The sequence below is a fragment of the Streptomyces sp. NPDC047108 genome, assembly GCF_040643575.1.
In the GTDB taxonomy this organism is placed as follows: Bacteria; Actinomycetota; Actinomycetes; order Streptomycetales; family Streptomycetaceae; genus Streptomyces.
On sequence record NZ_JBEYUP010000009.1, the window covers coordinates 126,829 to 142,470 of the forward strand.

Consider the following 15,642-nt stretch of genomic DNA (forward strand, 5'->3'; position numbering starts at 1 on the left):
TCGCGTACGGGCCCGCGAGCTGCCCGGACCCTGCGTCCGGGCCGCCCGGGCCGGACGTGCGGAGGCCGGTGCCGGTCCCGTTTGGCAGAATCGCCAGCAGTACCGCATGTCCGCGACCACCTAGGGACGAGATGAGCACGTACCGCGAGCCGGCACCCCGCGGCTCGGCCAGGGCGACCGTCCTGCGTACCGTCGGCACCCGCGAGCGCCGCTCGCACCTCACCGCCCCTCGCGTCCCGACCGTCGGCATCGACATCGGCGGCACCAAGGTCATGGCGGGTGTCGTCGACGCCGACGGCAACATCCTCGAGAAGCTGCGGACGGAGACGCCGGACAAGTCCAAGAGCCCCAAGGTCGTCGAGGACACCATCGCCGAACTGGTCCTCGACCTCTCCGACCGGCACGACGTGCACGCGGTCGGCATCGGGGCCGCCGGCTGGGTCGACGCCGACCGGTCCCGCGTCCTCTTCGCGCCCCACCTCTCCTGGCGCGACGAGCCCCTGCGCGATGCGCTCGCCGCCCGCCTCGCCGTCCCCGTCATGGTGGACAACGACGCCAACACGGCCGCCTGGGCGGAGTGGCGGTTCGGCGCGGGACGCGGTGAGGACCACCTCGTCATGATCACGCTCGGTACGGGCATCGGCGGCGCGATCCTCGAGGACGGACAGGTCAAGCGCGGCCGCTACGGGGTCGCCGGCGAGTTCGGGCACATGCAGGTGGTCCCCGGCGGCCACCGCTGCCCGTGCGGCAACCGCGGCTGCTGGGAGCAGTACAGCTCGGGCAACGCCCTGGTCCGTGAGGCCCGCGAGCTGGCCGCTGCCGACTCCCCGGTCGCGTACAACATCATCGACCGCGTCGGCGGTCACATCCCGGAGATCACCGGGCCCCTGATCACCGAGCTGGCGCGCGAGGGCGACGCCATGTGCGTCGAGCTGCTCCAGGACATCGGCCAGTGGCTCGGCGTCGGCATCGCCAACCTCGCCGCCGCCCTCGACCCCTCCTGCTTCGTCATCGGCGGCGGGGTCAGCTCGGCCGACGACCTGCTCATCGGCCCGGCGCGGGACGCCTTCCGCCGCCATCTCACCGGTCGGGGCTACCGTCCTGAGGCCCGTATCATCAAGGCGCAGCTCGGCAACGAGGCGGGGCTCGTCGGCGCCGCCGACCTCGCCCGGCTCGTCGCCCGCCGTTTCCGCCGCGCCACCCGGCGCCGAGTCGAGCGGTACGAGCGCTACGAGCGGTACGCGCAGTACGCCCAAGGCCTCCGAGGGAGCCGTCGATGACCATGGCCGACCGTCCGGCCGTCCCCCGCCAGACCCCCGGCGCCTCCGGCGAAGGGGGCGAGGGCCCTCAGCGGACACCGCCCAGCACCCGCCGCCGAATCCTGACGCTGCTCATCGTCGTGCTCCTGATCGGCATCCCGGCGGGCTACCTCGCGATCTCCGCGAAGCAGAGCCGCGACAGCGGCAAGGACAAGGAGGGCAAGGCCGCCGCGACGGGCCTGACCGAGGGGTGGCCCTCCCAGGTGTCCCGCCGCATCTACGACGTGCCGATCCCGCCGTACTCCGCCGAGGTCGCCTGGTTCGAGACGAACTCGTGGAAGATCAGCAAGCTCTACGTGCAGTTCGTCACATCGCCGGAGGGGCTGGACCGGTTCCTGGACAGGATCGGCAGCAGCCGCTCGTCCCTGGAGACGGGCAGGATCACCATCAGCTCCAAGGAGGCGGCGGCGGTCGGCTGGCAACTCGGCGCGGGAGGCGAGTCGAAGTGGGCGGGTACCGTCCACAAGCACCCCGAGCCCCAACCCGTGCAGGACATCACGGTCGACTTCGCGAACAAGGCCCACCCCAAGGTCTACGTCGTCTCCACCGTGACCCCATGACCCAGCCGCCCCGGGGCGGCGGATAGCGTGGCGAACGTGAGCGAGAGCAAGACCCTTCAGCACCGGATCGACGGCCCGCAGGACGCCCCTGTGCTCGTCATCGGCCCCGCCCTGGGCACGACCTGGCACATGTGGGACCGGCAGATCCCCGAACTCGCGCGGCGCAGACGGGTACTCCGCTTCGACCTGCCCGGACACGGCGGCGCCCCGGCCCACCCCGTCACCTCGGTCTCCGAGCTCGCCGACCGCCTCGTCGCGACCCTCGACGAGCTGGGCATCGACCGCTTCGGCTACGCGGGGTGCGGTTTCGGCGGCGCGGTCGGCGCCGATCTGGCCCTGCGCCGGCCGCAGCGCCTGTCCGCCCTCGCTCTCGTCTCCGCCTCCGCGCGCTTCGGCACCCCCGACGAGTACCGGCAGCGCGGGGTCATCGTGCGCACCAACGGGCTGGAGCCGATCGCCCGTTCCGTCCCGGAGCGCTGGTTCACGCCCGACTTCGCCTCCGTCCAGCAGGCCATCGCCGACTGGTCGGTGCAGATGGTGCGGACCACCGACCCCGGCTGCTACATCGCCGCCTGCGAGGCACTCGCCTCCTTCGACATCCGCACCTCGCTGGAGCGGATCGGTGTGCCGACGCTGGTCGTCGCCGGATCCGAGGACGCGGTCACCACGCCCGCCGACGCCCGTGTGCTGGTCGCCGGAATAAAGGATGCCCGGCTCGCGCTCGTCCCCGGCACGTCCCACCTGGTCCCGGTCGAACAGCCCGCGGCCGTCACCGATCTGCTCGTACGCCACTTCGACAGCTCGGGGCAGGAGCAGCACGGCTCCGGGGGGCAGACGACCCTGCTGCGGCCGGTGCCCTCCACCGCCCCGGCACAGACCGGCAGTCACACCGCCGTCGTCCCGCCGGACGCGGAGCCCGGGTCCGCGGAGGCGCCGCCGGAGGTCGAGACGCCGCGCCCCGACCCGTACGAGCAGGGCATGAAGGTGCGCCGTGCGGTGCTCGGCGACGCGCACGTCGACCAGGCGTCGGCCGAGGCGGACGATTTCACCCGCGACTTCCAGGAGTTGATCACCCGCTACGCGTGGGGCGAGGTGTGGACCCGGCCGGGCATCGACCGCCGGACGCGCAGCGTCGTCACCCTCACCGCGCTCGTGGCGGGCGGTCACTTCGAGGAGCTGGCGTTCCACACCCGCGCCGCCCTGCGGAACGGTCTCACGCCCGCAGAGATAGGTGAGGTGCTGATGCACACGGCCGTCTACTGCGGTGTCCCCGCGGCCCGTTCGGCGTTCCGGGTGGCGCGTGAGGTCATACGCCAGGAGACGACTCCCCAGGAGTAGATTCGCCGGGACGTCCGCGCGGAGGACGTCACAGCAGGACGTCACAGGCAGGGCGTCGCAGCAGGACAGCAGGACATCAGGAGCGCGACGTCAGAGGTACGGCGTCAACGTCAGGACGCCACCGGACCCGTCGGGAGGACACCCCGTGCAGCTCACGAAGAAGGGCCACGCCTGCATCCGTCTGGAGAAGGACGGGCGGACGCTCGTGATCGACCCGGGCGCCTTCAGCGAGAAGGACGCGGCCGTCGGCGCGGAAGCGGTGCTGATCACCCACGAGCACCTCGACCACTTCGACGAGGGACGGCTGCGCACCGCCCTGGAGGCCGACCCGTCCGCGGAGATCTGGACCCTGCGCAGCGTCGCCGACCAGATCTCGGCCGCCTTCCCCGGACGGGTCCACACGGTCGGCCACGGCGACACGTTCAGCGCGGCGGGCTTCGAGATCGAGGTGTACGGCGAACTGCACGCCGTCATCCATCCCGACATCCCGCGGATCACCAACGTCGGCTACTGCGTGGACGGTTCGGTCTTCCACCCCGGCGACGCGCTCACCGTCCCGGGCCGCCCCGTCGAGACCCTGATGCTGCCCGTGCACGCGCCCTGGAACAAGGTCGCCGAGGTCATCGACTACGTCCGCGAGGTCGCGCCGCGCCGCGCCGTCGACGTCCACGACGGGCTGCTCACGGACATCGCGCGGCCGGTGTACGACCGGATGCTCGGCCCGGACGGCCCCGGCGTCGCCGGTGCCCACCACGACCGGCTGGCCCCCGGGGAGTCGCTCGCGCTCTGAGCGGACGAGCACGGACGGGCCCGGACAGGGTCTGGACGAGCGCGGACGGGACTGTCGGTGGCCCCCTGTACATTCGTCCCCATGCGCATCGCCACCTGGAACGTCAATTCGATCACCGCCCGGCTTCCCCGGCTGCTGGCCTGGCTGGAGAGCAACGGCACGGACGTGCTGTGCATCCAGGAGACCAAGTGCACCGACGAGCAGTTCCCGTACGAACAGCTCCGTGAGCTGGGCTACGAGTCGGCGGTCAACGCGGACGGCAGGTGGAACGGCGTCGCGATCGTCTCCCGCGTCGGTCTGGACGAGGTGGCGCCCGGACTGCCCGGCGGCCCGGACTACGACGGCGCGCAGGAGCCGCGGGCCATCTCGGCCACCTGTGGCGGTGTTCGCGTCTGGTCGGTCTATGTGCCGAACGGCCGCGAGGTGGACCACGCGCACTACGCGTACAAGCTGCAGTGGCTCGAGGCGCTGGGCGCGGCGGTGACCGGGGACGCCGCCGCGGAGCGGCCGTTCGCGGTCCTCGGCGACTTCAACATCGCGCCCACCGACGAGGACGTGTACGACCGCTCCGCCTTCGAGGGGCTGACGCACGTGACCCCCGCCGAGCGGTCCGCGCTCGAGTCGCTGCGCGGCCTCGGCCTCACCGATGTCGTGCCGCGCCCGCTGAAGTACGACCACCCGTACACCTACTGGGACTACCGCCAGCTCTGCTTCCCCAAGAACCGCGGGATGCGGATCGACCTGGTCTACGGCAACAAGGCGTTCGCGGGCGCGGTCAAGGACAGCTACGTGGACCGCGAGGAGCGCAAGGGCAAGGGCGCCTCCGACCATGCACCGGTCGTGGTCGATCTGGACGGCGCGTCCGTGCGTCAGGGCTGATTGCTCGCCCCTGGGGCACCGCATGTTCGCGCGCCAGGGGCACCGCCGTCGGCGGTGCCCCGGTGTCGCGGAGCACCGCCGACGGTGCACGGGTGCGCGTCAGGGTGCGAGCAGCCGCAGGTCGACGGAGTCGGCGAGTGCCTGCAGCCCCGCGTCCCCGGGATGCAGATGGTCGCCGCTGTCGTAGGCGGGCAGCATCCGCTGCGGGCGGGACGGGTCGCGGATCACCGCGTCGAAGTCCAGCACCGCGTCGAACGTCCCGCCGTTCTGCCGGATGAACGCGTTGACGGCCGTCCGCCGTGCGTCGACCTCCGGTGTGCAGTCCGGATAGCCCTCGCACGGCGCGATCGTCGCCGCGACCACTCGCAGTCCCCGGGCCCTGGACCGTTCGGCGATGGCGCGCAGGCCCGCGATCACCTGCTCCGGCGTCGTCCCCCAGCGCACGTCGTTGATGCCCTCGAAGACGACGACCGTCCGGGCCCGGGTCTGGGCCAGCACGTCGCGGTCCAGCCGGTGCTGGGCGCTCACCCCGCCGGTGTCCGCGCTGACCTCGTCCCCGGGGTAGCGGTCGGTGACGATCCGGTTCGCCGAGATGCCCTGGTTGAGCACGCCGTACCGCGGGACGGCGCTCTGCTTCTGGAACCGGCGCGCGAGGACGTCCGGCCACCGCCGGTTCCCGCCGGGAGTCGACTTGTCCCCGTCGGTGATCGAGTCGCCGAGCGTCACGACCGAGCCGGGACCGCCGCCGGTGTCGACACCGGTCAGGAAAGGCCAGGTGCTGATCGTCCCGGTGTAGGCCTCCCCGCCGCTGTCGGCCGTCCGGTCACCGCTGCCCTGCGCGCTCACGAAGCTGGTCTGGTTGGTCCTGCTGTGCAGTGGCGCGGCCATGACCGGATCCGGCAGATGCAGGCTGACCAGGAGGTTCGTATCGGCCGGCACGGCGAAGTCCGTGGGGTCGCTGAACGCCTCGGCCCCGGCAGGGATCACCGCCTCCGGCCGCCCGCCGAAGGTCAGCCGCCGCGGTGGCCCGGCCGCCGCGGCGCCCGCGCCCTGGACGGCCACCGACGCGTGCCCGATGCGCACCGGCGCCGACGCGAAGGTGTTGGCCAGCCGGATACGGACGCCCCGGCCGCCGGCGCTGGTGTGGACGACGAGCCGTACGGTCTGGTCGTCCCACGGGCCGGCCGCGGCGTAGCCGGAGGTGGACGCCGTCCACGTACCGGTCCAGCCCTGTGCCTCGCTGCGCACGGTCGCCGCGAAGACATGGAGCTCGGCGGTCGGCCCCGGGTCCCGGGGCAGGACCACCGAGGCGATCTCCCGCCCCCGCTCGACCGGCACGGTCACCGCGTACAGCCGGACCTTCTCCGCGCGCTGACCACCCGGGGTGTTGATGTGGGGGAGCGCGACGGCCTTGGTCGCGAGTGGTCCTGTGCGCCAGTCCGGGGCGGCGAGGGTGTACGAGGAGCGGCCGCCGTCGCGGTACCGCACGGTGCCGGTGCCGGTCACGTCCGTGCCCGCCCCCGTCCCGGTGACGAGGAACGACACCGCGTCACCGCGCCCGCGCAGCCGCACCGCCTGGCCGTCGGCCCGCACGTTGTCGGGCCGCCCGGCGGAGGAGCGCGGCCAGGTCAGCCGGGCGCCGTCGAGGGCGAGCGTACGGCCGGGCGTCCAGCCCGCCGCGCGGAGGTCCTGTGCGGACAGTGACTGGCCGGTTCCGTCGAAGTCGGCTTCGCCGGGGCGGGCGTCGTCACTGACCGCCGTACTGTCGAAGAGCCGCTCCAGAGGGAGCGGCTCCGTACGGCTTTCCTGGGCGGCGGCGGGGGATGGCGCCCCGCCCGCGGTGACGGCGACGGCCGCCCCCACCGCGACGATTCCGGTGATCCATCGCCGTGCGAAGCGCATGGCCGTCCCCTCCCGCATCCGCAGTGATCCGACAGGTGCGGGATGAAGGTAGGGAGGAGGCAGGGCGCCGTCAATGATCCCGGTCTGAACCGCGGTTGAATTCCTGCCATCGAGCGCGCCTGTGGTGCATGCGGGGGGTCGGATGCGAACCTGAGTGGTATGAACATCCCTTTCTTGGACAACTGGCGCAGGCGCCACGGGCGCCCGTCCGTGGCGGTGCTGCCGTCCGAGGCGGATTCCGAAGGAGTGGCCGAACTGCTCTCCGAGTGCGAGCTGCTGCGCAGCCGCGCCGCAGGCGCCGGACTCGAACTCGATGACTCCGCACGGTCGTTGGAGGCGCTGGACCAGCTCCTGCCCCGCTGGCGCGACGACCCCGAGGAGCTGCCGTGGCTCGGCAACGACGCGGGGCTGTACCTGGGGACCGTGATCGTACGGACGGTGGCGGGGGCCGTCTGGCAGGTCTGGCCGAACGGCAAGCCGGTGATCAGGCTCGCCTCGGGCCGGGAGATCGACGTCGTGGGCGCGGGCCTGGACTGGGCGGCCACCGGGGCTCCCGAGCTGTCCCAGAAGTACGCGGAGGCATCGGAGGGCTGACCTCCCCTGCCGACCGCCCGTGTCGAACCGCCCCTGCCGACAGCCGGTGCCGAACCGCCCGTGCCGACCGCCGGTGCCGAACCGCCCCTCCGGCGTGCCCCCTCCGGCGTGCCCCCCTCCGGCGCAGCCCGCCCCTGGCCCGTCCCGCGACCTCCGCCGGGCGTTGAGCCCACCATACGGTTAATGGCCCTTTGGTGCGTGTCATAACGAACTGCCGCTTTCGGCCGGATAGTTTGCGCTGACCGCGCGAACAGCCGAGAGGGGGCGGGGCCGCCATGGCCGCCGACGGAGCAGGTACCGGGGGAGCAGGGGCCGGGGGAGCAGGGACCGAAGGCGCGGGCGCCGGGGGAGCCGTCACCGCCGCGTCGTCCGATCCGCTCATCGAGCTGCGCGGGGTCAACAAGCACTTCGGCAGCCTGCACGTCCTGAAGGACATCGATCTCACCGTCGGCCGCGGCGAGGTGCTGGTCGTCATCGGCCCCTCCGGCTCCGGCAAGTCCACCCTCTGCCGCGCCATCAACCGCCTGGAGACCATCGACTCCGGAACGATCGCGGTCGACGGCGAACCGCTCCCCGAGGAGGGGCGGGAGCTCGCGAAGCTGCGCGCCGACGTCGGCATGGTCTTCCAGAGCTTCAACCTGTTCGCGCACAAGACGGTGCTGGAGAACGTGGCGCTCGCCCCCGTCCGGGTCCGCGGACGCCGTAAGGACCAGGCCGAGCAGCGGGCGATGGAACTGCTCCACCGCGTCGGGCTCTCCTCCCAGGCCCCCAAGTACCCGGCCCAGCTCTCGGGCGGCCAGCAGCAGCGCGTCGCGATCGCCCGCGCCCTGGCCATGGACCCCAAGGTGATGCTCTTCGACGAGCCGACCTCGGCCCTGGACCCGGAGATGATCAACGAGGTCCTGGAGGTGATGCGCCAACTGGCGCAGGAGGGGATGACGATGGTCGTCGTCACCCACGAGATGGGCTTCGCCCGCGCCTCCGCGAACCGTGTGGTCTTCATGGCGGACGGCGCGATCGTCGAGGACCGCACCCCCGAGGAGTTCTTCACCGCGCCGGAGACGGACCGCGCGAAGGACTTCCTCTCCAAGATCCTCAAGCACTGAGCCGGGTGACGGACATGAACCGCCGGACCACCTCGCCCCTGCGCCGCCTCGCGGCCGCCCTGGCTCTCGCGGCCCTCGTCGTCCTGGCCGCCGCCTGTGGCAAGGAGGGCAGCCCGCCCGTCAAGGGCCCCCAGCCCGACCAGCTTCCGCAGTACCGGGTCAACGAGGGTTACGAGCTGCCGCAGTCGCCGACCTGGCGCAAGGCGAAGGCGCGCGGCCACCTCGTCGTCGGCGTCAAGGAGGACCAGCCGTTCCTCGGCGAGAAGGACCCGGCGACCGGCGCCTACACCGGATTCGACATCGAGATCGCGAAGATGATGTCGGCCTACCTCGGCTTCGACCCGGACACGATCGCGTTCACGACGATCGCCTCCGCCAACCGCGAGACGGCGCTGCAGAACGGCCAGGTCGACTACTACGTGGGCACGTACACGATCAACGACCTCCGCAAGAAGCAGGTCGGATTCGCCGGGCCCTACTACATGGCCGGCCAGTCGCTGCTCGTACGGGCCGACAACGACGACATCAAGGGCCCCGGCGACCTCAAGGGCAAGACGGTCTGCTCGGCCGCCGGTTCGACGCCGCTCCAGCGGATCGAGAAGGACTACCCCGAGGCCGAGCCCGTCGCGTACGACACGTACTCGATCTGCGTCGACAACCTGCTCACCCTCCAGGTCGACGCGGTCACCACGGACGACACGATCCTCCTCGGCTACGCGGCCAAGGTGCCCGACGAGCTGAAGGTCGTCGGCCCGACCTTCTCGGACGAGCCGTACGGCATCGGCGTCCCGCGCGGCGACACCGCGCTGCGCTTCGCCCTCGACGACGGGCTGGAGGCGGGCGAGAGGAACGGCGACTGGAAGAAGGCCTACGACGCCACCCTCGGCCTCTCCGGAGAACCGGCGCCCGAGCCGCCCCCGATCGACCGCTACCCGGCGGGCTGACCCCGACCGGCCCCGCCCGCGTTCAAGGAGCCCGATGGACGTACTGCTCGACAATCTCTCGCTCTACGGCGAAGGGCTGTGGGGCACCGTGCAGCTCACGCTCTTCGCCTCGCTCCTCGCCCTCGCCCTCGGTGTGGTCATGGCCGGGTTCCGGGTCGCGCCCGTCGGTCCGCTGCGCACGTTCGGCACGGCCTGGGTGACCGTGCTGCGCAACACCCCGCTGACCCTGCTGTTCTTCGCCGTGCTCCTGGGCCTTCCGCGCTTCGGCCTGGTGCTGCCCTTCGAGACGTTCGCGGTCCTCGCCCTCGGCTGCTACACCTCCGCCTTCGTCTGCGAGGTGGTGCGCTCGGGCATCAACACCGTCCCGGTCGGGCAGGGGGAGGCGGCGCGCAGCCTGGGGATGTCCTTCGGCCAGTCGCTGGGTCTTGTGGTGCTGCCGCAGGCGTTCCGCACGGTGATCCCGCCGATCGGCTCCACACTCATCGCGCTGGCCAAGAACAGCGCCATCGCGGGCTCGTTCAGCGTCACCGAACTGCTCGGTGTCTACAAGCCGCTGGGGGAGCTGGGCTACAGCATCGTGTGGTCGTTCGTCTGGATCGCCGTCGGCTATCTGATCGTGACGCTCGCCATCAGCCTGCTGTTCAACGTGCTGGAGCGGCGCTGGGGGGTGCCCCGGTGACCACGACCGCCACCGCGCTCCACGACGTCCCCGGTCCCAAGGCCCGGGCCCGGCACCGCCGGTACGGCATGGCGGCGACCGTGGTCCTCCTGGGCCTCGTCGGCTGGATCGTGTATCTGCTCGCCGACACCGGCCAGTTCGAGGCCGAGAAGTGGCGGCCCTTCGCGTACCAGGGCATCCAGGAGCTGCTGCTCGAAGGGCTGGGCAACACCCTCAAGGCGTTCGGTCTCGCCGCCGTGCTCTCCCTCGCCCTCGGCGCCGTGCTCGCCTGCGGCCGGCTCTCGGAGCACCGCCCGCTGCGGTGGCTCGCCACGCTGTTCGTCGAGTTCTTCCGGGCGATGCCCGTGCTGGTGATGATCTTCTTCGTCTTCGTGGCGCTGAAAGTGCAGCCGCTGCCCGCCCTGGTGACCGGGCTGACGCTCTACAACGGCTCGGTCCTCGCCGAGGTCTTCCGTACGGGAGTGGGCTCCGTGGAGCGCGGGCAGCGCGAGGCGGCCTATTCGCTGGGTCTGCGCAAGACGCAGGTCATGGCCTACGTCCTGGTCCCGCAGGGCGTACGCGCGATGCTGCCCGCCGTCATCAGCCAGCTCGTGGTGGCGCTGAAGGACACCTCGCTGGGATTCCTCATCACCTACGAGGAGTTCCTGCAGGCGGGCAAGCTCATCGCCACCGATCTCGACTACGACCTGCCCTTCATCCCGGTCGTGCTGGTGATCTCGCCCATCTACATCGGGATGTGCATGCTGCTGTCCTGGTTCGCCAACTGGGTCGCCCGGCGCGAGCGGCGGAGCGTGAAGACCCGGGCCGCGGAAGTGGCGCAGCCCGGGCCGACCGACGCGCTGTCGGGCCCCGGCGGACGCGCCTGAGGGCTGCCCCGTAATCCGCGGTGGGCGCACGACGACAGCTACGGCACCTCGCAGCGTTGTCGGATCGTCCGAATACGACCGGTATGAGGACGACACTTCGCCGTGCGATGCACCGCATCTGACGCCGCGCGTCGGTCCGCCAGGGATGACGGGTCAGCCCCTCAGCGGAATCTCCGCGTAGGAGGGGTCGTCGGCGGGCGAGGAGAAGGTGAGCTTCGCCCAGCTGGGGTTGTGCTCGGTGTAGAGCGGGTCGACGGTGTCGACGACCACGGCGAGCTTGTGCCCGGCCGGGACGTCGTACGCCGTCGAGAACAGATCCAGGTCCACGCCGAACGGCTCGCCCGGCGTCTTCCCGTGGAAGGTGTAGGGGGCGTGGCTGATCAGCTTGCCGACGCCCAGCGGCCCCACGTCGTAGAGGTAGGCGATCGCCGTGCCGCTCTCCTTGGTGCTGGTGACGGTGGTGTGCACCTTGACCGTGCCGCGCACGCGCTGCGGGGTGTCGTGGCGCTCGGTCTGCCAGACGGCGGCGAAGGCGCGGGGCAGCAGCGGGACGGAGGCGATGGGCGGCAGCCGGAAGAGCTGGTCGAGCGCGCTGGAGAGGATGACGATGCCGCCGTCGGCGCCGGAGTCGACGTTGGCGTGGATCCGCTTCGAGCCGTCGAGCGGGATGCGGCGGGTGGAGTCCGGTACGGAAGCCCAGCTCTCGTAGCCCTCGTAGTCGCCGGCGGAGCGGGACTTGAGCTGGACGGGCTTCTCCTTCTCGACGCCGTTGTCCGCGTCCTTGAGGTAGTGGTCGAGCCAGCGGCGGGCGTTGCTCCAGGTGTCGTTGGGCAGGCCGAGGAGCCCCGTGATCTCCGGTGTCGCGTGGTCGCCGGGGCGGAACTCCAGGCGCTTGGGCCCGGTCAGCTTCTCGTAGAAGTCCGCGTACTGGTTGGGCGGGAAGATCGAGTCGCCCCAGGCGTTGCCGAGCATGATCGCGGCGCCGTTGGCGTTGATGCGGTCGATGTGGGCGGCGGGGGAGCGCTTACGCCCCCACTCGATCAGCTCCTGCTCGTCGTCGATGTCCTTGTCCAGGAACTGGCCGAGCATGTGCTGGAATTCGGGGCTCGGGCGGCCGGTGATGTAGCCGGTCCCGGCGAGGAAGGCCGAGGCCTGGAGGTGCTGGGTGCGGCCGCTGTAGATGGAGCCGACGAGGTCGGCCCAGCCGCTCATGGAGACCACGGCCCGTACGCGCTTGTCGAAGGCGGCGGTCAGCAGGGAGATCCCGGCACCGTAGGACATACCGGCCATGCCGACCCGCTCGGGGTCGGCCGGGGTGTTCTCCAGCGCCCAGTCGATGACCTTGCGGGCGTCGGCGACGTCCTTGGGACCCGCGACCTCGATGTCGCCGCCGGACTGCCAGAATCCGCGGACGTTGTAGCTGAGCACGATGTAGCCCGAGTCGGCGAGCTTCTTCGCCTGCGCCAGGTACTCGACCTGGGGCACGGACCAGCTCGTGGGCAGGACGACGACGGGGTGGCGGCGGTTCGCCGCTCCGGCGTCGCTCGGCATGACGACATTGGCCTTGAGTACGGTTCCGCCCTCGCCGCGGATGTCGACGAACCGTACGCCCGCGGCGTCGGCGGCCGAAGCGGAGTCCGCGAGGGCGGGGGCCTGGGCAGGGGTCTGCGCCGGGGCTGCCACGGCCGCGGGGGCCAGGCCGAAGGTCGTGCCGGCGAGGACGGCGGCCGAGACGGCACCGACTGCGGAGGTACGCAAAGCCTTGCGCGGGGTGGGGTGTCCCATGGGTCGGCTCCTGACGTCGGTGCTGACGTGTGGGGTGTCAGCACGCGCGCTGCAAAGTAACCCGAAGGTAACCTCTGGCCACTACCGCTGGTAACGCAGAGGTGAGTTACGCCTCAGTAACAATCTTTGACGCTCAACTATCCCCGGACGGCGGGGTGCTGGGCTCCGGAGCCGGGCTCGACGCCGCCCGCGTGACGTCCGCGACGAGTTCGACCACGTCGGGCCCGTACGCGTCCGAGTTGACCACCTTCAGCAGCAGCGCGAAGGTGTGCCCCCCGTACTTGCGGGCCAGCCGGGTGTGGTTCCGCGCCAGATACCGCACGGCTGCGTGGTTGGCGTTGGAGTGCTGGCCGGAGGCGAGGAAGACGGGACGGCCGTCCAGCCCGCCGGTCAGCCGGGCCAGCAGCACGTGCTCGACCGTGCCCTTGTCCATCCGGTAGCGCTCGCCGCCGATCGTGAAGGCACCGCGGTCCGGCCCCGGTTCGCTGTCGGTGTTCACCACGACACCCGGCAGCAGCGAGCGCAGGTGCGCCGCCATCCGCTGGTTCGACACCGGGCCCCCGATGCAGAACTCCGTCCGTTCCCCGAAGCCCTGCTCCGCCGCGTCATGCGCCACGATCTGGGCGTTCGCCCCGCAGTCCTTGATGATCGCGGACAGCTCCAGGAGCGCGAAGACGTCGCGCCGCGCGACCGTCCAGTCGCCGCTGCCGGCCGCACGGTTCACCACCAGCAGGCACTCGGAGTTCGTGGGCAGCCCGAAGAAGCGCTGCTTGCGGCGGAGTCTGCGGCGCCACAGATACGTACGCACGCACCAGCCGATGGCGGCGCTGATGCCGGCGGCTACCACGCCGAGGACGATGTTGCGCACGTCGTCGTTCATGGGCCGGGATGGTAGCGCCGTCACGCACCTCTGTTCGAGAGGTGCGACATCGCTCTGCTGACGGCCCGCGGACCCCGGGATAGGCTGCGGCCCCACAGCGTTCCCATGGAGGTCCCATGCGTCGTTCCGCCGTCCGGAGTCTGTCGCTGCTGGCCGCCGGAGCGGCCGTCGTCTCCGTGGCGGCCGCCGCCGCGCCCTCCTCGCCACCGGGTCACGGCCCGGCCGGTACGCCACCCAAGTCCCCCGTCGCGGTGGGCCACGGAGGCGCCGTCGCGAGCGTGGACCCCGACGCCTCGGCCGCGGGCATCGAGGTGCTGCGGCGTGGAGGCAACGCGGTGGACGCGGCCGTCGCCACCGCCGCCGCGCTCGGCGTCACCGAGCCGTACTCGGCGGGGGTCGGCGGCGGGGGCTACTTCGTCTACTACGACGCCAGGCACCGCACGGTGCGGACGATCGACGGCCGCGAGCGCGCCCCGCTCAGCGCGGACAAGAACCTCTTCATCGAGAACGGCACACCGGTCCCGTTCGCCGACGCCGTCACCAGCGGGCTGAGCGTCGGCACCCCCGGCACGCCCGCCACCTGGGACACGGCGCTGGACGCCTGGGGCACCAAGTCCCTGGGCCAGGTGCTGAAGCCCGCCGAGCGCCTCGCCCGCGACGGCTTCACCGTCGACGCCACCTTCCGGCAGCAGACCGCGGACAACGAGGCCCGCTTCCGCGACTTCCCCGCCTCCGCGGACCTCTTCCTGCCCGGCGGCCGGCTGCCGGAGGTCGGTTCCACCTTCAAGAACCCCGACCTCGCCAAGACCTACGCCACACTCGCGCGGAAGGGCGCCGACGCCGTCTACGCGGGCCCGATGGCCCGCGACATCGTCGACACCGTCCGCAAGCCCCCGGTCGATCCCGCGTCGGACCGTGTGGCGCGCCCCGGCGACCTGCGCGAGAAGGACCTGCGGGCGTACCGCGTGAAGCACCAGGCGCCGTCGCGGACCGCGTACCGGGGGCTCGACGTGTACGGCATGGCGCCCTCCTCCTCCGGCGGCACCACGGTCGCCGAGGCGCTCAACATGCTGGAGAACGGCGACCTCTCGAAGCTGAGCCAGGCGCAGTACCTGCACCGGTTCATCGAGGCGAGCCGGATCGCGTTCGCCGACCGCGGCCGGTGGGTCGGGGACCCGGCGCACGAGGACGTCCCGACGAAGGGGCTGCTCTCGCAGCGCTTCGCCGACTCCCGCGCCTGCCTCATCCGCGACGACGCGGTGCTGAAGAGCCCGGTCGCGCCCGGTGACCCGCGGAACCCGGCGGACTGCACGGCGGGCGACAAGGCCGCGCCCACGACGTACGAGGGCGAGAGCACGACGCATCTGACGGCCTCCGACAAGTGGGGCAACGTCGTCGCGTACACCCTCACCATCGAGCAGACCGGCGGCAGCGGCATCACCGTCCCCGGCCGCGGCTTCCTGCTCAACAACGAGCTGACCGACTTCTCCTTCGCCCCCGCCGACCCGGCCGTCCACGACCCGAACCTTCCCGGTCCCGGAAAGCGGCCGCGCTCGTCGATGTCGCCGACGATCGTGCTCGACGACGGGCGGCCCGTGGTGGCGCTCGGTTCGCCGGGCGGCGCGACGATCATCACCACCGTGCTCCAGACCCTGACCGGTCACCTCGACCGCGGCCTTCCGCTCGTCGACGCCATCGCCGCACCGCGCGCCAGCCAGCGCAACGCGGCCACGACCGAGATCGAGCCGGGCCTGTGGAACAGCCCGGTGCGCGGTGAACTCGAAGCCGTGGGCCACACGTTCAAGCAGAACCCGGAGATCGGCGCCGCCACCGGCATCCAGCGCCTCCCCGACGGCCGCTGGCTGGCCGCCGCGGAGAAGACCCGCAGGGGCGGCGGCTCGGCGATGGTGGTGCACCCGACGGGACGGCCGTAAGCCTCTGGTGCCCGGGCTCACCACGACGTGAGCGATGCGCGGCGGCTCACCCGCACCGGGTGAGCC

14 protein-coding genes are annotated in these 15,642 nt (G+C 71.8%); 11 read left to right on the forward strand and 3 right to left on the reverse strand.

All coding sequences use genetic code 11. The features are described from left to right. The first annotated feature begins 131 nt into the window (after positions 1-131). The 5 genes from ABZ822_RS19945 to ABZ822_RS19965 all read left to right on the forward strand — a co-directional run bounded on the left by ABZ822_RS19945 (position 132) and on the right by ABZ822_RS19965 (position 4,886). Complete coding sequence (locus ABZ822_RS19945; protein WP_360855424.1) at positions 132-1,280, forward strand: ROK family glucokinase; 1,149 nt, start codon at positions 132-134, stop codon at positions 1,278-1,280. Beyond that, a complete protein-coding gene (locus ABZ822_RS19950) occupies positions 1,277-1,879 on the forward strand; it encodes a hypothetical protein (RefSeq protein ID WP_360855427.1) in 603 nt (200 codons plus the stop codon). Before ABZ822_RS19945 ends, ABZ822_RS19950 begins: the two co-directional genes overlap by 4 nt. A gap of 36 nt (positions 1,880-1,915) precedes the next feature. Further along, positions 1,916-3,217, forward strand: a complete 1,302-nt coding sequence (gene pcaC / locus ABZ822_RS19955) for a 4-carboxymuconolactone decarboxylase (protein ID WP_360855430.1) — start codon at positions 1,916-1,918, stop codon at positions 3,215-3,217. A 145-nt stretch (positions 3,218-3,362) separates the two neighbouring features. Then, entirely contained in the window at positions 3,363-4,007 is a 645-nt protein-coding gene (locus ABZ822_RS19960; RefSeq protein WP_360855433.1) for an MBL fold metallo-hydrolase, read from the forward strand. An 81-nt stretch (positions 4,008-4,088) separates the two neighbouring features. Next, complete coding sequence (locus tag ABZ822_RS19965) at positions 4,089-4,886, forward strand: exodeoxyribonuclease III (RefSeq protein ID WP_360855436.1); 798 nt, start codon at positions 4,089-4,091, stop codon at positions 4,884-4,886. 99 nt (positions 4,887-4,985) lie between these two features. Here the strand turns inward: ABZ822_RS19965 and ABZ822_RS19970 are convergent, their stop codons facing one another. Next, positions 4,986-6,788: an SGNH/GDSL hydrolase family protein gene (locus tag ABZ822_RS19970; protein ID WP_360855439.1), complete on the reverse strand. Its 1,803-nt coding sequence runs from the start codon at positions 6,786-6,788 to the stop codon at positions 4,986-4,988. 159 nt (positions 6,789-6,947) lie between these two features. On the opposite strand from ABZ822_RS19970, the gene ABZ822_RS19975 reads away from it, so the two are divergent. The 5 genes from ABZ822_RS19975 to ABZ822_RS19995 all read left to right on the forward strand — a co-directional run bounded on the left by ABZ822_RS19975 (position 6,948) and on the right by ABZ822_RS19995 (position 10,977). Further along, positions 6,948-7,382, forward strand: a complete 435-nt coding sequence (locus ABZ822_RS19975) for a DUF6278 family protein (RefSeq protein ID WP_360855442.1) — start codon at positions 6,948-6,950, stop codon at positions 7,380-7,382. A 275-nt stretch (positions 7,383-7,657) separates the two neighbouring features. Further along, the gene (locus ABZ822_RS19980) at positions 7,658-8,488 is read left to right on the forward strand and encodes an amino acid ABC transporter ATP-binding protein (protein WP_360855445.1); all 831 of its coding nucleotides are present in this window, start codon (positions 7,658-7,660) and stop codon (positions 8,486-8,488) included. A 14-nt stretch (positions 8,489-8,502) separates the two neighbouring features. Continuing rightward, on the forward strand, positions 8,503-9,432 hold the full coding sequence (locus tag ABZ822_RS19985) for a glutamate ABC transporter substrate-binding protein (protein WP_360855448.1): 930 nt from the start codon (positions 8,503-8,505) through the stop codon (positions 9,430-9,432). Between the two features lie 34 nt (positions 9,433-9,466). Next, the gene (locus ABZ822_RS19990; RefSeq protein ID WP_360855451.1) at positions 9,467-10,111 is read left to right on the forward strand and encodes an amino acid ABC transporter permease; all 645 of its coding nucleotides are present in this window, start codon (positions 9,467-9,469) and stop codon (positions 10,109-10,111) included. Then, positions 10,108-10,977: an amino acid ABC transporter permease gene (locus ABZ822_RS19995; protein ID WP_360855454.1), complete on the forward strand. Its 870-nt coding sequence runs from the start codon at positions 10,108-10,110 to the stop codon at positions 10,975-10,977. The genes ABZ822_RS19990 and ABZ822_RS19995 overlap by 4 nt, the downstream gene beginning before the upstream one ends. Positions 10,978-11,130: 153 nt before the next feature. Here the strand turns inward: ABZ822_RS19995 and ABZ822_RS20000 are convergent, their stop codons facing one another. Both ABZ822_RS20000 and ABZ822_RS20005 read right to left on the reverse strand, forming a co-directional pair. Further along, on the reverse strand, positions 11,131-12,762 hold the full coding sequence (locus ABZ822_RS20000; protein ID WP_360855457.1) for an alpha/beta fold hydrolase: 1,632 nt from the start codon (positions 12,760-12,762) through the stop codon (positions 11,131-11,133). A 133-nt stretch (positions 12,763-12,895) separates the two neighbouring features. Then, entirely contained in the window at positions 12,896-13,642 is a 747-nt protein-coding gene (locus ABZ822_RS20005; RefSeq protein ID WP_360855460.1) for a hypothetical protein, read from the reverse strand. A 116-nt stretch (positions 13,643-13,758) separates the two neighbouring features. Here ABZ822_RS20005 and ggt point away from each other — a divergent pair, with 116 nt between their 5' ends. Then, positions 13,759-15,576, forward strand: a complete 1,818-nt coding sequence (gene ggt, locus ABZ822_RS20010; protein WP_360855463.1) for a gamma-glutamyltransferase — start codon at positions 13,759-13,761, stop codon at positions 15,574-15,576. Positions 15,577-15,642 lie beyond the last annotated feature (66 nt).